This window comes from Pseudomonas bohemica (genome assembly GCF_002934685.1).
In the GTDB taxonomy this organism is placed as follows: Bacteria; Pseudomonadota; Gammaproteobacteria; order Pseudomonadales; family Pseudomonadaceae; genus Aquipseudomonas; species Aquipseudomonas bohemica.
This window is the reverse complement of record NZ_NKHL01000089.1, coordinates 48,213-65,189: the sequence shown is the minus strand read 5'-3', so window position 1 is coordinate 65,189 and position 16,977 is coordinate 48,213. Positions and strand designations below refer to the sequence as shown.

Here is a 16,977-nt window from a genome sequence, read left to right as displayed (position 1 = left end):
TGACTGCGCCTTTTTCCCGAATCCATTGGTTCCTCCTGAGGAAAGGTCAGAAGGTGTAAACCTTATTCAGGACGGGACAGACGTTGTAAAAAGGCCACGGGGCTCAAATCCCGTGGCTTTTTCGTTCATGCTTGCCAGCCGGCGAGCCGCATACTCACTTTCCGCCCGTGACGTCCAGAAACGTACCGGTGATGAATGAAGCTTCTTCGCTCGCCAGCCATAGAATCGCTCGCGCCACTTCCTCAGGCTGCCCGCCCCGGCCCATGGGAATCGAATCCTTGACCCGCTCGACTCGCCCCGGTTCGCCACCGCTTGCGTGCATGTCCGTATAGATATGCCCAGGTCGGACACAGTTGACGCGTATCCCGTCCCGCGCGACCTCTTTGGCAAACCCAATGGTGAAGGTTTCCAGGGCGCCCTTCGACGAGGCGTAGTCGACGTATTCGTTGGGGCTGCCCAACCGCGCCGACGCCGATGATAGATTGATCACAGAGCCGCCGCGCCCGTTGTAGCGATGAGACATACGCTTTATCGCGTGCTGTGCGTACAGGATGGGACCGATAGAGTTGACTGCAAAGATGCGCTGCATGCGCTCGAAATCGAGATGCTCCAGCCGGGACTGCGGCGCCAGAATGGCGGCATTGTTGACCAGCACATCGATACGGCCGAACGTCTGATCGATCGCAGCGAACAGCCGAGCGACCTGTTCCGGATCCGCGCTGTCTGCGCGCATGGCCAGCGCTCGGCGCCCGACAGCTTCCACATCCGCGACCACCGCGAGCGCGGCAGATTGGTCGGCGACGTAGCTGATCGCCACATCGTAGCCCCGGGCGGCAGCCAGGCGAGCAGTCGCCGCGCCCACGCCGCGACTTCCACCTGTTATCAACATCAAGGGTGCCTGCGAGACAGCATTCATAGAGCGATCCTTTCTGGGGGTGATGGAACATAGTTTCAGGCCGCCAACCAGCCGTGTCTGTATCAAGGCCCGTCATGACGCTTGAATGTCAGTATCAGGTGCCTGGGTGAGCACTCATGCGCTGCCCCTCAGCCGATGATGATCGTGCCGGTGGCGATCACCACGCAGGCCAGAATTTTGCGAACAGTGAGCGACTCGCCCAGGAAGAAATACCCGATCAGCGCAGCGAACAGCACGCTGGTTTCACGCAAGGCCGACACCGCTCCCATGGGCGCGCCGGACATGGCGTAGATAATGATTCCATAGGCCACCAGAGACACCAGCCCACCGATGAAAGCGGCCATGAAACCGGGCCTGAAGGTGAACAGACTGCGTGCGTCGCGCAGGGCGATGTACACCAGTGGCATCAAGACACCCCACAAGGTGCACATCCATACCGTATAAGCCATCGCCGAACCGGACAGCCGCGCACCGATGCCATCGGTCACGCTGTAGGCGGCGATAAAGCACCCGGTTCCCAAGGCATACGGCAGGCTGGGAGTGGCCAACTTGCGGCCTTTGAAGGCCAGAGAAACGATTCCGCCAGAAACCAGCAGGATGCCGAGCAGCGCGCCTGAGCTCACGCTTTCCCCGGCGAAAATCGAGGCAAACAGGGTGATCAGGACAGGCGAAGAGCCTCGGGAAACCGGATAGGTCTGCCCGAGGTCACCCGCTCGATAAGTGCGCACCAGAAACAGGTTATAGCCAACGTGCAAGACCGCCGAAAGCACGACACAAAACCAGCTGGCCTTTGCCGGCGCAGGCAGAAACAAGGCGGCTACGGCACTGGCGACGGCCACCGCCACGCACATGATCGTCATGGACCAGAGCCGGTCCTCGCCACCGCGCAGCAGTGCATTCCAGCTGGCATGCAGCAAGGCGGCTAAAAGGACTAACAAGACGATGTCAAAAGGCATGCGCCATCCTAGCCAGCCTGACGCATTCAATTAAAGCGAAGTCTTCTCATCGAATCATGAGTAAATCCTCATGATTCATACATAACCCTGCTGCGCTTTCAGGCCCTGCTGAATCAGCCAGCTACGAAAATGGGCGACATGAGGTTGCGATTCGATACCTTTGGGGCAGACGAAGTAATAGGCAACCGGCGATGGGAAAGGAATATCGAACAACCTGACCAGGCTTGCATCGCTGATCTCCTTTTCCACGTGCCCGCTACGCACCAACGCGATCCCCTGGCCCAGCAACGCTGCTTCCACTGTCATGTTGGTGTCCGCGAACCTGACACTTTCGTGAAGAGAAGAAATACCCAGGCCGACATGTTGAAACCACACCTCCCATTTTGGCACCAGATCTGCACCGTCTCGGGTGAGCATCGGGTAGCGCAGCAGTTCGGCAGGCTCCATTGGCCTGCCGAAGCGCTGTAACAGATCCGGGCTGGCCACCGGAAAGATCTGTTCTCGGAACATGAACTCCGAGTAAAGCGCCGGGTAGTTGCCGTTGCCCAAACGAATCGCCACATCCGCCTCGCCGCTGGAAAATTTGATGGCTTTGTCTGTCGTATCCAACGTCACCAGGATTTCCGGATGTTGCTGAGCCAGGCTTGGCAACCTCGGCAGCAGCCATTTGAGGGCGAATGAATAAGTGGTACTGACCTGCAGCCGAATCCTGCCTTTTTGCTCCCTTAAGTCCGCCAGCGTTGCCTCAAGGTTGGAGAAGAACTCGCGTACGATGGGCGCAAGGGCGGCGCCAGCGGGGGTCAGGGTCAACGATTTGCCGCGCTGGAATAATTGCAGCCCCCAAATGTCCTCCAGGTGCTTCAACTGATGACTCACCGCACTCTGGGTGACATGCAGCTCTTCAGATGCGGAGGTGAACGTCGCGTGACGCGTGGCCACTTCAAACGCGCGCAGCGTGGCCGTGGGCGGCAGATCTTTCATGTCGTCTTTTCTTGGCGAGCAAGACAGGACCCGCCCTCTTATGAATGAAGGCTCATGATAGACCAACCGGAAACGGGTGGAGGGTGAATCGAATGGTGTCCCAGGCGGGGTTCGAACCTGCAACCTTCCCCTTAGGAGGGGGATGCTCTATCCAATTGAGCTACTGAGACACAATGCCAACGCTCTGAATGGCGCCAGCGGGACGGCGAGCATGTTAACGGCAAGCCTTTGTTTTGTCATGTCGTCATTGTCTTTTTCAGCTGTAGTCCGCCGGGTATTTGACTGTCGTGAAACACGCATCATGCAAATTGCAATGGCGCAAAATGACATCATTGCAAACTGCAACCCCCGCCGCGTCAAACATTTGCGTAACTTATTGTTTTTCATGGATATTTATTAATATTTCGCTTGGCATGCAGACTGCATTATCCCTATCCGTGCAATCCCCTTCATACCACTCCAAGCGAAGGTAACCGAGATGAACATGACTCTCTCCCTATTGAATGCTGCGGCACTCGTCGCACTGGTGGCTTTCCACTTTCAAGACAATGGCAAGACTGAGAGCGTCGCTGTTCAGGCTCAACCTCACTATTTGGTAAAACAGACACCACGTTTCGCGGCAGTTCCAGCGCAGCGCTCCGACGCGATGCTGGCGAACGATACCGATGAGGCGATTCCAGTGGATCGGTCCGAACGCTGGGTATTCTGAAGCCGCACGATGCAAGGGTTTGCCGATCCGTTTCTTCTTACGAGAACAGCCATGTCAAAAGCCGCACTGTCGTTCCTGATTCTGGCCATCATGGCCATCGCAGTTGATCAATTGCTTCCCGTGTCGATGGACTCGCTCGGAACGGTCGTCAAGATCGCAGCCGGTGTTTTCGCCAGTTTGTTTCTAGCAGCGTTATTCGTTGGTCGGCGCATCAAGTTCGATCCGGTGCTACGCCAGGTGAAACCGTAAGCGTCGATAGCCACACTCTGATTTCGTGATTCGCTTGATCCCACCAGTTTTAGCCTTCCGATAACGCCAGGAGACCCTTCGTCTCTTTCTTGGCGGCTTTCTCGTATTTTCCTCCAGACGCCACTACTCTGAAGACAGATAGCCATCATGGCGAATGCCTACGTAGCTTTTTCTGTACGACATTCCGACGTACTGGCGCTGTGGGGCCGGATGAACGGTATACGGGAACTTTGCTAACCAGGACGCATTTTGGATAATTGGTGCTGGCTAAACGCCTTTATCTAGTTCAATATTTGTCACAGATTTGACGCCAAGGTTCCGGCGCATTGATGCATGATGGCGGACCTTTATGCTGGCAGGTTGAACATTTCGCCGAAATGAGAGTCAGAGGATGACATCTCGCGGCCAATGCATGAACCGCCTCCCCTTTGAACTAAATCGGTTAAATATATGAGCCCTATGAAACAGGCCAATTATTCCAGTCGCACAGCTGACAAGTTCGTTGTCCGTCTTCCGGAAGGCATGCGCGAGCGCATTGCGGAAGTATCCAAAGACAACCATCGCAGCATGAACTCTGAAATCATCGCGCGTCTCGAACAAAGCCTGATTCAGGAAGGCGCCTTGGGCGACGAGCCTAAACTGCGCTTGGACAGCCCAGAACTGTCATTGCATGAACGCGAGTTGCTCCAACGTTTCCGCCAACTCGCTCATCGCCAGCAGAATGCTCTGGTTTCGCTGATCGCACACGACACCAGCCTGGCCGCCGACGACGAATAAGTCCCGAACGCCAGAAACTGAAAAGCCAGCTTAAAAGCTGGCTTTTTTGTAGGCTTTAGTTGTTAACGACCAATGACTTTCCAAAAAAAACCGCTCTCGAAGGCGGTTTTTTATTGTGGGTCACGTCACAGCAGGAAAATCGTCGCCAGTCCCAGGAAGATGAAGAAACCGCCGCTGTCAGTCATGGCGGTGATCATTACACTGGACCCCATTGCCGGGTCACGACCAAGACGTGCCAATGTCATTGGGATCAACACGCCCATGAAGGCGGCGAGCAACAGGTTCAACGTCATCGCCGCGGTCATGACCACACCCAGCGACCAGCTGTGGTAGAGCAGGTAGGCGACGATACCGATCACGCCACCCCAGATCACCCCGTTGACCAACGCGACCCCCAGCTCCTTGCGCATCAAGCGCGAGGTATTGCCGGTGCTGACCTGGTCCAGCGCCATGGCGCGAACGATCATGGTGATGGTCTGGTTACCGGAGTTACCGCCGATACCCGCCACGATCGGCATGAGTGCCGCGAGCGCTACCAGCTTTTCGATCGAGCCCTCGAACAGGCCAATCACCCGCGAGGCGATGAAAGCAGTGATGAGATTGACCGCCAGCCACGACCAACGGTTGCGCAACGAACGCCAGACCGACGCGAAGATGTCTTCCTCTTCACGCAAACCGGCCATGTTGAGCACTTCCGTCTCGCTCTCTTCACGAATCAGGTCAACCATTTCGTCAATGGTCAGACGGCCGATCAGCTTGCCGTTCTTGTCCACCACCGGCGAGGAAATAAGGTTGTAACGCTCGAAAGCCTGCGCGGCTTCATAGGCATCGCTGTCCGGGTGAAAGCTTACCGTATCGCTGGCCATGACTTCCGACACCTGCTTTTCAGGGTCGTTGACCAGCAGGCGTTTGATCGGCAGCACACCCTTGAGGACGCCATCGTAGTCGACCACGAAGAGTTTATCGGTGTGGCCCGGGAGCTCCTTGAGACGACGCAGGTAACGCAGCACCACTTCAAGGCTGACGTCTTCGCGAATGGTGACCATCTCGAAGTCCATCAGTGCGCCCACCTGATCCTCGTCGTAAGACAAGGCAGAACGCACACGCTCGCGCTGCTGGCTGTCGAGGGCTTCCATCAGCTCATGAACGACGTCGCGCGGCAGTTCTGGCGCAAGGTCCGCGAGTTCGTCTGCGTCCATTTCCTTGGCGGCGGCCAGCAACTCGTGATCGTCCATATCGGCGATCAGGGTTTCACGAACGGAATCGGATACTTCGAGAAGGATGTCGCCGTCGCGCTCGGCCTTGACCAGCTGCCAGACCGTCAGACGGTCTTCTACCGGGAGCGCTTCGAGAATATAGGCAACGTCGGCAGAGTGCAGATCATCGAGCTTGCGTTGCAGCTCGACCAGGTTTTGCCGGTGAACCAGGTTTTCAACGCGATCTTGATGCTGGCCTTCTTGACGATGAGTCAGATCTTCAACGACACGCTGACGCTGCAGCAGATCGACCACTTGAGCGAGGCGATCCTGAAGGCTTTCCTGCGTTTTTTTTACTTCAATTTCGGTCATAGGCGAACTCCACTCCCAGCAGTGGAACACGCCGGAAGATCAATCAGTCGATTCTTGATTGGTAAAGCTTAATTCTGAGTTGCTACTGGGTAAGTCCATGGAGGGATTCCACAAGCCCCGGCGGGGCTGACGGGCGCAATCATACACCGCTTGCCGGGGCTTCATGTTAAAAATTCAACGCGGAACAAGCGCTTGCAACACAATGTTAACCATTGTCCGAGTCGTTATTGCTACGACGTCACATCCCGAGAAGAAAACACGCTCGCTCGCAGATTTTCATCTGGCTAGTCTCCCCTGACACCCGTCGTCAAGGAGGACGCTGTCATGCCTTTGGACATACGTAAAACCGTTATTACAGCCCTGCTGCTCCTGCCAGCCGCCGCAGGAGCGACATCGGTACACCGTTGCGAAGACGAAAGCGGCAACATTACCTTCGCCACCCTCAGTTGCCCGCCAGGGCAGTTGCAAAAATCGCTGAGCGTGAACAGCCCTCTGCCCGGAACGGTCCCTATTGCCCCCTCGTCAGTAAAGGAAGTCGTAAAAAGACAGCCAGAGAACAACGAGCTGGTGGTGGTCGGCCAGCGTGACGACGGCTGTGGAAACGTATTGAGCGCCGAACAACGTCGCAGAGCGATCATCAACCAGCAGACACCGGCCGGGATGACGAAACGAGATGTAGAAAGCCTGCTGGGCAAGCCGGACAGGATCATCGGGCGCAACGCCGAACTGCGTTATGTGTACGAGAAAAAGAAGGGTCGCAGCCGACAGGTTCAGTTCGATGAACATGGATGCGTGAAAGGAACACGCCAGATGCGTAAAACGGAGAAGTGAAACACAGAAAAGCAAAAAGCCCGCATTTGCATGCAGGCTTTTCGTTTTATGGTGCACTCGACAGGATTCGAACCTGTGACCGCTCGGTTCGTAGCCGAGTACTCTATCCAGCTGAGCTACGAGTGCATGTGGCGCTTGATAAACCAGATCACCTCTGGTCGCTGCATTTTACTTCTGGAAGTGATTGGTACTTCCGAAGACCTGTTAAAGCCAGGCTCTTTCTTAAAGCTGTTATTCGTACTGCTACAAATAACGCTTAAATGGTGCACTCGACAGGATTCGAACCTGTGACCGCTCGGTTCGTAGCCGAGTACTCTATCCAGCTGAGCTACGAGTGCATTTGTTGCCGCGCATTATAGGCCGCCGAATCTTTTGGTCAAGCACTTTTTCTAGTAAATTCAATAACTTACCGATCAAGCCAGATTACCACGTACTACGCAAATAATGGCGGAGAACGGGGGATTCGAACCCCCGACACCCTTTTGAGGTGTACTCCCTTAGCAGGGGAGCGCCTTCGGCCACTCGGCCAGCTCTCCGCAACACGGGGCGTATAATAACCACCCTTTTCCCCGTTTGCAAACCAAAAATTCAATAAAAATTAATGGCTTGGTTCCTGATCCTTCTCTTTCTTAATGCGCAGGTAAATCTCTTCACGGTGAACCGCCACTTCCTTGGGCGCGTTGACGCCAATTCGTACCTGGTTACCTTTTACGCCGAGCACGGTCACGGTGATTTCACCGTCCCCGATTATCAGGCTTTCCGCGCACCGACGGGTCAAAATCAGCATACCTATCTCCTCAACCTGAATTCAGGGACTACAGTCTGCACAGTCAAAAGGCATCAGCCCGAGCCAGCATCGGCAGCAGGTCTACGCCTGAGTATTGACTAGTGGCGGGAAAAAAACAGTTTTCTCGCGCACATCAGAAACACAAAAGGCGCGGTGAACCGCGCCCTTTGGCCAAACCCTTACTCGCCCTGACGCGGCGTATCGAGTTCGAAAGCCGTGTGCAGAGCGCGAACGGCCAGTTCCAGGTACTTCTCTTCGATCACGACCGAGACCTTGATTTCGGAAGTGGAGATCATCTGGATATTGATGCTTTCCTTGGCCAGCGCTTCGAACATGCGGCTGGCAACACCTGCGTGCGAGCGCATGCCGACGCCGACGATGGAGACCTTGGCAATCTTCGTGTCGCCAATGACTTCACGGGCGCCGATTTCCCTGGCGGTGTTCTCCAGCACTTGCAGCGCAGACTGGTAGTCGTTGCGGTGAACGGTGAAGGTGAAGTCCGTGGTGTTATCGTGCGAAACGTTCTGCACGATCATGTCCACTTCGATGTTCGCGCCACTGATCGGGCCCAGGATCTTGAAAGCAACGCCCGGGGTGTCTGGCACGCCACGGATCGTCAGCTTGGCTTCGTCGCGGTTGAAAGCGATGCCAGAAATGATCGGCTGTTCCATGGATTCCTCTTCATCAATGGTAATGAGGGTGCCTGGACCCTCCTTGAAGCTGTGCAGTACGCGCAGCGGGACGTTGTACTTGCCGGCGAACTCGACCGCACGGATCTGCAACACCTTGGAACCGAGGCTGGCCATTTCCAGCATCTCTTCGAAGGTGATCTTGTCCAGACGCTGAGCCTGGGACACGACGCGCGGGTCAGTGGTGTAGACGCCATCGACATCGGTGTAGATCTGGCATTCGTCAGCCTTCAAGGCCGCCGCCAGCGCGACGCCGGTGGTGTCGGAGCCACCGCGACCCAGGGTCGTGATGTTGCCGTTCTCGTCGACGCCCTGGAAACCGGCGACCACTACAACACGGCCTTCTTTCAGGTCAGCGCGAATCTTCTGGTCGTCGATCTGCAGAATACGCGCCTTGTTGTGCGCGCTGTCGGTCAGGATGCGGACCTGATTGCCGGTGTAGGAAACCGCTGGCACGCCGCGTTTGATCAAGGCCATGGCCAGCAAGGCAATGGTGACCTGCTCGCCGGTGGAAACGATCACGTCCAGTTCGCGAGGAACCGGCTGATCGCTGATCTGCTTGGCCAGGTCGATCAGCCGATTGGTTTCGCCGCTCATGGCGGACAGAACCACCACCAGATCATCACCCGCTTCGCGGAATTTTTTGACTTTGTCGGCCACCTGCTCGATGCGCTCGACCGAGCCCACGGAGGTTCCGCCAAATTTCTGTACGATTAAAGCCATCTCAAAGCCGCCTCAGCCCGTGAAGGGCGCCCGTTAAACATTCAAACCGCGTAGCGCCGGAGCCTACGGAAGCAGGCCCCGGTGGGTCGACTTAAATTCCCTGCTCGGCGAACGGAACAGCCAGCGCGAGCGCTGCGTCCAGGCCAGCGGCATCAACGCCACCACCCTGCGCCATATCAGGACGACCGCCACCTTTACCGCCCACGGCGGCGGTCGCTTGCTTCATCAAATCACCGGCTTTGAGTTGGCCAGTCAGGTCCTTGGTGACGCCTGCCACCAGCACGACCTTGTCCTCATGCACACCGCCGAGCAGGATCACTGCGCGACCGAGTTTGTTCTTCAGCTGGTCGACCAGGGCCAGCAGCGCCTTGCCATCCTGACCGTCGAGACGGGCAGCGAGGACCTTGGCACCCTTGACGTCCACCGCAGCGGCAGACAGATCGTCGCCCGCAGCGCTGGCCGCCTTGGCCTGCAGTTGCTCCAGTTGTTTTTCCAACAGGCGATTGCGTTCCAGCACAGCCGTCAGCTTGTCCAGCAGGTTGTCGCGGTTGCCTTTGACCAGGCTCGCGGCCTCCTTCAATTGCTCCTCAGCGGTATTCAGGTAGGCCAGTGCAACGGCGCCGGTGACCGCCTCGATACGACGCACGCCGGCAGCCACGCCACCTTCGCTAATGATCTTGAACAACGCGATGTCGCCGGTACGTTTGGCGTGGATACCGCCGCACAGCTCGACCGAGAAATCGCCACCCATGCTCAGTACGCGAACGCTGTCGCCGTACTTCTCGCCGAACAGCGCCATGGCGCCCTTCTTTTTGGCGGTGTCGATGTCGGTTTCTTCCGTCTCGACTGCAGTGTTCTTGCGCACCTGGGCGTTGACGATGTCTTCCAGAGCCTTGATCTGCTCTGGCTTGATCGCTTCGAAGTGACTGAAGTCGAACCGCAGGCGCTGACTGTCGACCAGCGAGCCTTTCTGCTGAACGTGATCGCCCAACACCTGGCGCAGCGCTGCGTGCAGCAGGTGAGTCGCCGAGTGGTTCAGGGAAGTCGCTTGACGCACTTGCGCAGCGACTTCGGTGCTGACGATGGTGCCGACCTTCAGACTGCCCGACACCTGAATGCCGTGGTGCAGGAATGCGCCGCCCGTCTTGGTAGTGTCGCTGACGTCGAAACGCGCGTCGCCCGCGGTGAGGTAACCGCTGTCGCCGATCTGGCCGCCGGATTCGGCATAGAACGGGGTCTTGTCGAGAATGACCACACCGTCTTCGCCTTCATGCAGCTGCTCGACCGCCGCACCCTCCTTATAGAGAGCGACGACTTTAGCCTCGCCTGCCGTGGCGCTATAACCGGTGAACTCGGTGGCGACATCGACCTTGACCAGACTGTTGTAGTCCATGCCGAAGGCGCTGGCCGAACGCGCGCGTTCACGCTGGGCATCCATCTCACGTTCGAAACCGGCCTCATCGAGAGTCAGGTTGCGCTCACGGGCGATGTCGCCGGTCAGGTCCATCGGGAAGCCGTAGGTGTCATAAAGTTTGAACACCACATCGCCCGGCACCACGGTGCCTTTGAGCTCAGCCAGATCCTGCTCGAGAATCTTCAAGCCCTGCTCCAGAGTCTTGGCGAACTGCTCCTCTTCAGCTTTGAGGACGCGCTCGATGTGCGCCTGCTGGGATTTCAATTCCGGGAACGCTTCACCCATCTCGGCGACCAGCGCGGCGACGATCTGGTAGAAGAAGCTGCCCTTGGCGCCCAGTTTGTTGCCGTGACGGCAGGCGCGACGGATGATGCGACGCAGCACATAGCCACGGCCTTCGTTGGAGGGCAGCACGCCATCGGCGATCAGGAAACCGCAGGAACGGATGTGGTCGGCAACGACTTTCAGCGATGGTTGTGCGTCATTGCTGCAGCCGATGGCCCTGGCCGACGCCACCAGCAGGCTCTGGAACAGGTCGATCTCGTAGTTCGAATGCACGTGTTGCAACACGGCGCTGATCCGCTCCAGGCCCATGCCGGTGTCCACCGACGGCGCAGGCAGCGGGTGCAGCACGCCATCGGCGGTGCGATTGAACTGCATGAAAACGTTGTTCCAGATCTCGATGTAACGGTCGCCGTCCTCCTCCGGCGAGCCCGGTGGGCCACCCCAGATGTCAGCGCCGTGATCGTAGAAGATCTCGGTGCAAGGACCGCACGGGCCAGTATCGCCCATGGTCCAGAAGTTGTCGGACGCGTAAGGCGCACCCTTGTTGTCGCCGATGCGGACCATACGCTCGGCTGGCACGCCGACTTCCCTGGTCCAGATGTCATAGGCTTCGTCGTCCGAGGCATAAACCGTGACCCAGAGTTTTTCCTTAGGCAGGTTCAACCACTTCTCGGAGGTCAGGAAGGTCCAGGCGTAGGTGATCGCATCGCGCTTGAAGTAGTCGCCGAAGCTGAAGTTACCCAGCATTTCAAAGAAGGTGTGGTGACGAGCGGTGTACCCGACGTTTTCCAGGTCGTTGTGTTTGCCACCGGCGCGAACGCACTTCTGGCTGCTGACGGCACGGGTATAGGCTCGTTTTTCCTGGCCCAGGAAGCAATCCTTGAACTGGTTCATACCTGCGTTGGTGAACAGCAGGGTCGGGTCGTTGCCTGGGATCAAGGAGCTGGAGGCTACTCGAGTGTGGCCTTGCTCTTCGAAGAAGCGAAGGAAGGCTTCACGGATTTCTGCGCTTTTCATAGGTTCTTCCACGGGAACTGCAGCCTGAGGCAAATGCATAACGTCATTCGACGTAGCGACGGCAAAGGGCCGCATTATATAGGCGTTACTTGAACGGTACAGTGACTTTGTACGATAGATGCAGCCAATTGGATTATCGGTCGATTATCGGCTGCCGAATTCCGCAAACGCCGCGACCACCTGCTCCATTTGCGCGGCCGACGCATCCAGATGCGTGACCATGCGCAAACGCGGCGCCGCGCTGAGCACAATCTTCCGCTCGGCACAAAAGGCCTTGAGTTGTTCGGCACGGTCGCCGATCTGCACGTAGACCATGTTGGTCTGCACCGGCTCGACATCGAAGCCCAGCTCGCCCAACGCCTTACCCAGAAACGCGGCATTGGCGTGGTCATCGGCCAGACGTTCGACCTGATGCTCCAGCGCGTACAGCCCAGCCGCTGCGATGGAACCTGCCTGACGCATGCCGCCGCCGACCATTTTGCGCAAACGACGCGCCTTGGCAATGAACTCGCCGGACCCGCATAGCACCGAGCCGATAGGCGCGCCCAGGCCCTTGGACAAGCAGACCGATACTGAGTCGAAATGCCGAGCGATCTCGCGGGCGTCGACACCCAGCTTGATCGCAGCGTTGTACAGGCGCGCGCCATCCAGATGCAGCCCCAGGCCCTTCTCACGGGTCAGCTTGCGCGCCGCCGCCAGATAGTCCAGGGACAGGACCTTGCCCTGCATGGTGTTTTCCAGCGCCAGCAAACGGGTGCGGGCGAAATGGAAATCGTCGGCCTTGATCGCAGCGACCACCTGATTCAGGTCCAGCGAGCCGTCGGCCTGGTTGTCCAGAGGCTGCGGCTGGATCGAACCCAACACTGCCGCGCCGCCGCCTTCATATTTGTAAGTGTGCGCCTGCTGCCCGACGATGTACTCATCGCCACGCTCGCAATGCGCCATCAGAGCCAACAGGTTGCTCATGGTGCCGGTCGGCACGAAAAGCGCCGCGGCAAAACCCAGACGCTGCGACAGCCACGACTCCAGTTTGTTGACCGACGGGTCCTCGCCATACACGTCGTCGCCCAGCGGCGCATGGGCCATGGCGTCGCGCATGCCTGCGGTGGGTTGGGTCACTGTGTCGCTGCGCAGATCGATAACCGTCACGATGAAGCTCCCTGAAATGTGGGTCGAAACTCAGGTTTGAGGCCAGAGCCGAGGTTTTGAGGCCGGAACCAGGGTTCTGCGGCCGGAGCCTAGGATAATCAAGACTCCGCGCGAGAATTCCAAGACGGGCTTATAAGAAAAGCTGATGAAAACCATCAAAAAGGCTCCATGCACATTCCGAAAATTTGTGTTACAAACTGCACGCCGACGAATTATGCCGTCGGCAACGTTCTCAGGGCGGGGTGCGATTCCCCACCGGCGGTAATGGCGCGCAATGCGTCTAGCCCGCGAGCGCTCGGACAGGGTTTCGATCCTGGGCGAGGTCAGCAGACCTGGTGAGATCCCAGGGCCGACGGTCATAGTCCGGATGAAGAGAGAACGGGATTGGCACCACAGGATCGCCTCGAAGCATTGCACGCGCGTTGTCGCCGAGCCTGCTATCGACCGTACCCTAGGCATCCCCTTCTATCCAAAACGCCCTGTTTTTTAATTAAACAGGAGTCAGAACACATGCAACTTACCGCAATTCACGCTCACGAGCGCATCGCTTTCATTCAAGCATGCTGGCACAAAGATATCGTCGATCAGGCGCGCAAAGGTTTCGTCGCCGAGATGGCGAACCACGGTTATGCCGAGAGTGACATTGACTTCTTTGAAGTAGGTGGCGCCTTTGAAATTCCCCTGCACGCCAAACTGCTTGCCAACACCGGCCGCTACGGTGGCGTCGTGGCGGCAGGCCTGGTGGTGGATGGCGGGATCTATCGCCACGAGTTCGTCGCGCAATCGGTGATCAGCGCGCTGATGCAGGTTCAACTGGAAACGGAAGTGCCGGTGTTCTCGGTGGTCCTCACCCCGCATCACTTCCATGCAGGTGAAGAGCACCAGAAATTCTTCTTTGATCACTTCGTGCACAAAGGTCAGGAAGCGGCCAGGACCTGCGCCGACACCTTGGCCAAGCTGCGTGCAGTGCGTCGGGTGGGTGAAGTGCAGAAAGCGGTGGGTTGATTGTTCTGAAGAGGTCGCTCCCACGCTCGGCGAAGATCGTTCCCGCGCTCTGCGTGGGGATGTTCGCGTAACGTTCTGCGTCACAGGACGCGGAGCGTCCAGGTGGGCGTTACCGCGCGGAGCATGGGATCGATCATCCAGCCAGTAAAATCCCTATGCCAACTGTTCATCCGTAGTCGGCACGATCAGAATCCCCGCGCGCAGCCCGTTCTTGACCTTAGGGTTGGGAAAGATGATGCGCGCACCCTCCTCCTCGACCACCCAGCGTGAATCGGACGGGTCTTCGGCCAGCAGAAACCCTTTGTCCAGTTCGGTGAAGTTTTCGATGTCGTCAGGCAGATGCAGACGGAATGCATCGCTGCGCTTGATGATTTCCCGCGCAACGCTGAACAGCTTCAGACCGGCGATCTGATCGCCCACAAGCGGCTCGGTGCCTTTGATCAACTGCTCCAACGAGACTTTCAGGGGCGACAGGTTGACCTGCTGGTTCTGCCCGAACGGGCGAGCCTTGCCTAGCTCCAACGTGAAGGATTCGGCGCCGAGTTTGTCGTAGGTGTAGGCGCTGAACACGATGGAAGGCTTGTTCTGCAGCAGCACCGCTTCCATTCCCGCGCCATGCAGCCGGACCAGTTCGCGGCGTGAATGCTGACGGCCTTCTTTCCACGGATACAACGCGAACTGTTCGATCTTCGAGCCACGAATCGCGGTGTGCAGGTCGTAATGCAGCCGATAGCGGTCGGGCACGCTGAAAAAGGTCGCGGCCAGACGCTCCAGCTCGCAAGCCCGCAGCGCTTCGTTGCCGCTGCTCTGCTCGTGACGGCCATTGAAAAGTCGATTGACGTCCTGCTCGACATAGCGCTCGCCGCGGCGCATGGCCTCGGGGTTGCCGAAGAGGAAAAGAATACGCACGCGAGGCTTGAGTTCACCTCGGGCAATGGCGTGAATCAGTTCGTCCAGCAGCTCGATCGGCGCGGTTTCATTGCCATGAATACCCGCCGACAGGAGCAGATCGGTTCCATTGTCCCGAGCCTCGGGGGGCCGTACTTCCAGAGCCCCCTCCGCCAACCAGCGCAAACGCACGCCGTCGACGGTCAGTTGAGTCTTTTCCGCGGGTTCGCGACCCGCCAGGGTCAGTTCAAGCAGTTTGCCGAGGGCGAGCATGAGCCGGATTCCTGCTTAGTCGTGGTTGCAGTCGGGGCCGTGCACGTGGCCAGCGTCATCATCACCGCCGACGTCTGCCGGTTCCATTTCCAGTTGCAGGCTGACCAGGTTGGTCGCCAACGGACGCAACAGCAGGTTGGCGTATTCGGCATCGTCTTCTTCGACGTCCACACCGATCAGCAACTGGCCGCGGCCGTCTTGCTGAATCCACACCTCTTTGCCCTGCCAGATAACGGCAAAACGGGTGCAGGAAGTTTCCAGCTGAGTGCCGTCGGTGTCTTCAAGGATCAAACGCAGGGCGTCGGTCATGGCAAAAACTCTCTCTGTATAAAACACAGACATCACCTGCCTGACGCAAAAGCGATCAGGTGTGATGTCATGCAAGCATCAATTGATTTGGAAAGGATAGACCGCGCCCAGCTTCAAGTGCTGCGTCAGTTCATCCAGTGCCGTACGGCATTCGGTCAACAGTTGCGGGTCGGCCAGGTCGCTTTCGCTCAGGCGATCGCGGTAGTGCTTGTCCACCCACTGAGTCAGCGTGTCGTACAACGGCGCGGTCATGATAACCCCTGGATTGACCGCCGCCAGTTCCGTTTCATTCAGCGCCACCCGCAAGCGCAAGCAAGCCGGGCCACCGCCGTTCTGCATGCTCTGCTTGAGATCGAAGACCTTGACCTCGCGAATCGGGCCCTCATCGGCGATCAAACGCTGCAGGTAACTCCAAACACGCTCGTTGCTGCGGCACTCTTCCGGCACGATCAGCAGCATTGAGCCATCGGCACGGGACAGCAGTTGGCTGTTGAACAGGTAGGAGCGCACGGCGTCATCGACCGCCACTTCGGAGCGCGGCACGCAGATAGCCTGGAAACGGCCGCCGCGACGCGCGAGCTTGTCGTGCAATTCGCTGAGCATGTGCTCGGTATTGAGGAACGCGTCTTCGTGATAGAACAGCACCTCGCCGTTGCCGACCGCTATCACGTCGTTGTGGAATACGCCCTGATCGATCACCGCCGGATTCTGCTGCCCGTACACGACCCCTTCGTCGCTCAACCCGTGTAAACGTGCGACGGCTTGCGAGGCTTCCAGGGTCTGACGCGCCGGGTATTTCTGCGGCGCAGGGAATCGGGTATCGAACGCGGCACGACCAAAGACGAAGAACTCCACGCCAGCTTCACCGTAGTTGCGGCAGAAACGCGTGTGGTTAGCCGCGCCCTCGTCGCCGAATTGGGCGACGGCGGGCAAGGCAGCGTGATGGGCGAAGTGCTGCTGATCGGCGAACATCGCGCCCAGCACGCGGCTGGTGGTCGGATGTTCGATGCTGCGGTGGTATTTGCAGTTGAGGTTGGCGGCGGTGAAATGCACGCGACCGTCTGCCGTATCGGCGCTCGGGCTGACCGTCGCGGCATTAGCCACCCACATGCTCGATGCCGAGCAACTGGCCACTAGCAGCGGCATGGACTGTTTGGCCGCTCGCTCGATGACCTGCGCATCAGTACCGCCAAAACCCAACTTGCGCAGCCCTGCGATATCCGGACGCTCCTGCGGCGCCAGCACCCCTTGGGTGAAGCCCAGCTCGGTCAACGCCTTCATTTTCGCCAGGCCTTGCAGCGCTGCCTCTCGCGGGTTGGACGCCTGCTGGCAATTGCTCTGGGACGCGACGTTGCCGTAGGACAGCCCGCCGTAGTTATGGGTTGGCCCCACTAGACCGTCAAAGTTGACTTCACAGGATTTCATCGGTGAGGCTCCGTGGATCTGTTTTT

The 16,977-nt window shown here is 58.1% G+C and carries 17 protein-coding genes, 4 tRNA genes and 1 riboswitch; of the genes, 6 read left to right on the top strand and 15 right to left on the bottom strand.

The features are described 5' to 3' along the window. Nucleotides 1-154 precede the first annotated feature (154 nt). The 4 genes from CE491_RS06300 to CE491_RS06285 all read right to left on the bottom strand — a co-directional run bounded on the left by CE491_RS06300 (nucleotide 155) and on the right by CE491_RS06285 (nucleotide 3,023). On the bottom strand, nucleotides 155-916 hold the full coding sequence (locus tag CE491_RS06300) for an SDR family oxidoreductase (protein WP_110947495.1): 762 nt from the start codon (nucleotides 914-916) through the stop codon (nucleotides 155-157). Between the two features lie 128 nt (nucleotides 917-1,044). Beyond that, the gene (locus CE491_RS06295) at nucleotides 1,045-1,872 is read right to left on the bottom strand and encodes a DMT family transporter (RefSeq protein ID WP_110947494.1); all 828 of its coding nucleotides are present in this window, start codon (nucleotides 1,870-1,872) and stop codon (nucleotides 1,045-1,047) included. A 75-nt stretch (nucleotides 1,873-1,947) separates the two neighbouring features. Further along, the gene (gene gcvA, locus CE491_RS06290) at nucleotides 1,948-2,853 is read right to left on the bottom strand and encodes a transcriptional regulator GcvA (protein ID WP_110947493.1); all 906 of its coding nucleotides are present in this window, start codon (nucleotides 2,851-2,853) and stop codon (nucleotides 1,948-1,950) included. Between the two features lie 93 nt (nucleotides 2,854-2,946). Then, a tRNA-Arg gene (locus CE491_RS06285) sits at nucleotides 2,947-3,023 on the bottom strand. Here CE491_RS06285 and CE491_RS06280 point away from each other — a divergent pair. The 4 genes from CE491_RS06280 to CE491_RS06265 all read left to right on the top strand — a co-directional run bounded on the left by CE491_RS06280 (nucleotide 2,996) and on the right by CE491_RS06265 (nucleotide 4,588). Next, nucleotides 2,996-3,253 (top strand): hypothetical protein, encoded by a 258-nt coding sequence (locus tag CE491_RS06280; RefSeq protein ID WP_110947492.1) that lies wholly within the window; start codon nucleotides 2,996-2,998, stop codon nucleotides 3,251-3,253. The two genes, CE491_RS06285 and CE491_RS06280, sit on opposite strands and share 28 nt — an antisense overlap. A gap of 78 nt (nucleotides 3,254-3,331) precedes the next feature. Next, complete coding sequence (locus CE491_RS06275) at nucleotides 3,332-3,562, top strand: hypothetical protein (RefSeq protein WP_110947491.1); 231 nt, start codon at nucleotides 3,332-3,334, stop codon at nucleotides 3,560-3,562. Nucleotides 3,563-3,613: 51 nt separating this feature from the next. Beyond that, nucleotides 3,614-3,811 carry a PA3371 family protein gene (locus tag CE491_RS06270; RefSeq protein ID WP_110947490.1) on the top strand — a complete coding sequence of 66 codons (198 nt, stop codon included), beginning with the start codon at nucleotides 3,614-3,616 and terminating at the stop codon, nucleotides 3,809-3,811. Between the two features lie 450 nt (nucleotides 3,812-4,261). Then, entirely contained in the window at nucleotides 4,262-4,588 is a 327-nt protein-coding gene (locus CE491_RS06265) for an Arc family DNA-binding protein (RefSeq protein ID WP_110947489.1), read from the top strand. A gap of 125 nt (nucleotides 4,589-4,713) precedes the next feature. Here the strand turns inward: CE491_RS06265 and mgtE are convergent, their stop codons facing one another. Next, a complete protein-coding gene (mgtE, locus tag CE491_RS06260; RefSeq protein WP_110947488.1) occupies nucleotides 4,714-6,156 on the bottom strand; it encodes a magnesium transporter in 1,443 nt (480 codons plus the stop codon). A 324-nt stretch (nucleotides 6,157-6,480) separates the two neighbouring features. Here mgtE and CE491_RS06255 point away from each other — a divergent pair, with 324 nt between their 5' ends. Continuing rightward, nucleotides 6,481-6,987 (top strand): DUF4124 domain-containing protein, encoded by a 507-nt coding sequence (locus CE491_RS06255; RefSeq protein ID WP_110947487.1) that lies wholly within the window; start codon nucleotides 6,481-6,483, stop codon nucleotides 6,985-6,987. Between the two features lie 49 nt (nucleotides 6,988-7,036). Here CE491_RS06255 and CE491_RS06250 read toward each other — a convergent pair. From CE491_RS06250 to ltaE, 7 genes are all read right to left on the bottom strand, one after another. Then, nucleotides 7,037-7,113, bottom strand: a tRNA-Arg gene (locus CE491_RS06250). A gap of 135 nt (nucleotides 7,114-7,248) precedes the next feature. Then, nucleotides 7,249-7,325, bottom strand: a tRNA-Arg gene (locus tag CE491_RS06245). A 107-nt stretch (nucleotides 7,326-7,432) separates the two neighbouring features. Continuing rightward, nucleotides 7,433-7,523 (bottom strand) — tRNA-Ser (locus CE491_RS06240). A gap of 62 nt (nucleotides 7,524-7,585) precedes the next feature. Beyond that, a complete protein-coding gene (gene csrA, locus CE491_RS06235; RefSeq protein ID WP_020290522.1) occupies nucleotides 7,586-7,774 on the bottom strand; it encodes a carbon storage regulator CsrA in 189 nt (62 codons plus the stop codon). A gap of 179 nt (nucleotides 7,775-7,953) precedes the next feature. Then, entirely contained in the window at nucleotides 7,954-9,186 is a 1,233-nt protein-coding gene (locus CE491_RS06230; protein WP_110947486.1) for an aspartate kinase, read from the bottom strand. Between the two features lie 91 nt (nucleotides 9,187-9,277). Next, a complete protein-coding gene (gene alaS / locus CE491_RS06225; RefSeq protein ID WP_110947485.1) occupies nucleotides 9,278-11,902 on the bottom strand; it encodes an alanine--tRNA ligase in 2,625 nt (874 codons plus the stop codon). Between the two features lie 144 nt (nucleotides 11,903-12,046). After that, on the bottom strand, nucleotides 12,047-13,051 hold the full coding sequence (gene ltaE / locus CE491_RS06220) for a low-specificity L-threonine aldolase (protein WP_110947484.1): 1,005 nt from the start codon (nucleotides 13,049-13,051) through the stop codon (nucleotides 12,047-12,049). Nucleotides 13,052-13,275: 224 nt separating this feature from the next. Continuing rightward, nucleotides 13,276-13,435: riboswitch (FMN riboswitch) on the top strand. Nucleotides 13,436-13,561: 126 nt separating this feature from the next. Here ltaE and CE491_RS06215 point away from each other — a divergent pair. Then, nucleotides 13,562-14,056 (top strand): 6,7-dimethyl-8-ribityllumazine synthase, encoded by a 495-nt coding sequence (locus CE491_RS06215; protein WP_110947483.1) that lies wholly within the window; start codon nucleotides 13,562-13,564, stop codon nucleotides 14,054-14,056. 153 nt (nucleotides 14,057-14,209) lie between these two features. On the opposite strand, the gene astE is transcribed toward CE491_RS06215, so the two are convergent. From astE to astB, 3 genes are all read right to left on the bottom strand, one after another. Continuing rightward, entirely contained in the window at nucleotides 14,210-15,217 is a 1,008-nt protein-coding gene (gene astE, locus CE491_RS06210) for a succinylglutamate desuccinylase (RefSeq protein WP_110947482.1), read from the bottom strand. Nucleotides 15,218-15,232: 15 nt separating this feature from the next. After that, nucleotides 15,233-15,526 carry a topoisomerase II gene (locus tag CE491_RS06205; RefSeq protein ID WP_110947481.1) on the bottom strand — a complete coding sequence of 98 codons (294 nt, stop codon included), beginning with the start codon at nucleotides 15,524-15,526 and terminating at the stop codon, nucleotides 15,233-15,235. A 78-nt stretch (nucleotides 15,527-15,604) separates the two neighbouring features. Further along, the gene (astB, locus tag CE491_RS06200) at nucleotides 15,605-16,951 is read right to left on the bottom strand and encodes an N-succinylarginine dihydrolase (protein WP_110947480.1); all 1,347 of its coding nucleotides are present in this window, start codon (nucleotides 16,949-16,951) and stop codon (nucleotides 15,605-15,607) included. Nucleotides 16,952-16,977: the final 26 nt, after the last annotated feature.

Excerpts from the sequence above, each read along its gene's own strand:
- gcvA (WP_110947493.1), bottom strand. The coding sequence starts at position 2,853 with ATGAAAGATCTGCCGCCCACGGCCACGCTGCGCGCGTTTGAAGTGGCC.
- astB (WP_110947480.1), bottom strand. The coding sequence starts at position 16,951 with ATGAAATCCTGTGAAGTCAACTTTGACGGTCTAGTGGGGCCAACCCAT.
- CE491_RS06275 (WP_110947491.1), top strand. The coding sequence starts at position 3,332 with ATGAACATGACTCTCTCCCTATTGAATGCTGCGGCACTCGTCGCACTG.
- astE (WP_110947482.1), bottom strand. The coding sequence starts at position 15,217 with ATGCTCGCCCTCGGCAAACTGCTTGAACTGACCCTGGCGGGTCGCGAA.
- CE491_RS06205 (WP_110947481.1), bottom strand. The coding sequence starts at position 15,526 with ATGACCGACGCCCTGCGTTTGATCCTTGAAGACACCGACGGCACTCAG.
- CE491_RS06230 (WP_110947486.1), bottom strand. The coding sequence starts at position 9,186 with ATGGCTTTAATCGTACAGAAATTTGGCGGAACCTCCGTGGGCTCGGTC.
- CE491_RS06300 (WP_110947495.1), bottom strand. The coding sequence starts at position 916 with ATGAATGCTGTCTCGCAGGCACCCTTGATGTTGATAACAGGTGGAAGT.
- mgtE (WP_110947488.1), bottom strand. The coding sequence starts at position 6,156 with ATGACCGAAATTGAAGTAAAAAAAACGCAGGAAAGCCTTCAGGATCGC.
- CE491_RS06215 (WP_110947483.1), top strand. The coding sequence starts at position 13,562 with ATGCAACTTACCGCAATTCACGCTCACGAGCGCATCGCTTTCATTCAA.
- csrA (WP_020290522.1), bottom strand. The coding sequence starts at position 7,774 with ATGCTGATTTTGACCCGTCGGTGCGCGGAAAGCCTGATAATCGGGGAC.
- CE491_RS06280 (WP_110947492.1), top strand. The coding sequence starts at position 2,996 with ATGCTCTATCCAATTGAGCTACTGAGACACAATGCCAACGCTCTGAAT.
- CE491_RS06295 (WP_110947494.1), bottom strand. The coding sequence starts at position 1,872 with ATGCCTTTTGACATCGTCTTGTTAGTCCTTTTAGCCGCCTTGCTGCAT.
- CE491_RS06270 (WP_110947490.1), top strand. The coding sequence starts at position 3,614 with ATGTCAAAAGCCGCACTGTCGTTCCTGATTCTGGCCATCATGGCCATC.
- alaS (WP_110947485.1), bottom strand. The coding sequence starts at position 11,902 with ATGAAAAGCGCAGAAATCCGTGAAGCCTTCCTTCGCTTCTTCGAAGAG.
- CE491_RS06255 (WP_110947487.1), top strand. The coding sequence starts at position 6,481 with ATGCCTTTGGACATACGTAAAACCGTTATTACAGCCCTGCTGCTCCTG.
- CE491_RS06265 (WP_110947489.1), top strand. The coding sequence starts at position 4,262 with ATGAGCCCTATGAAACAGGCCAATTATTCCAGTCGCACAGCTGACAAG.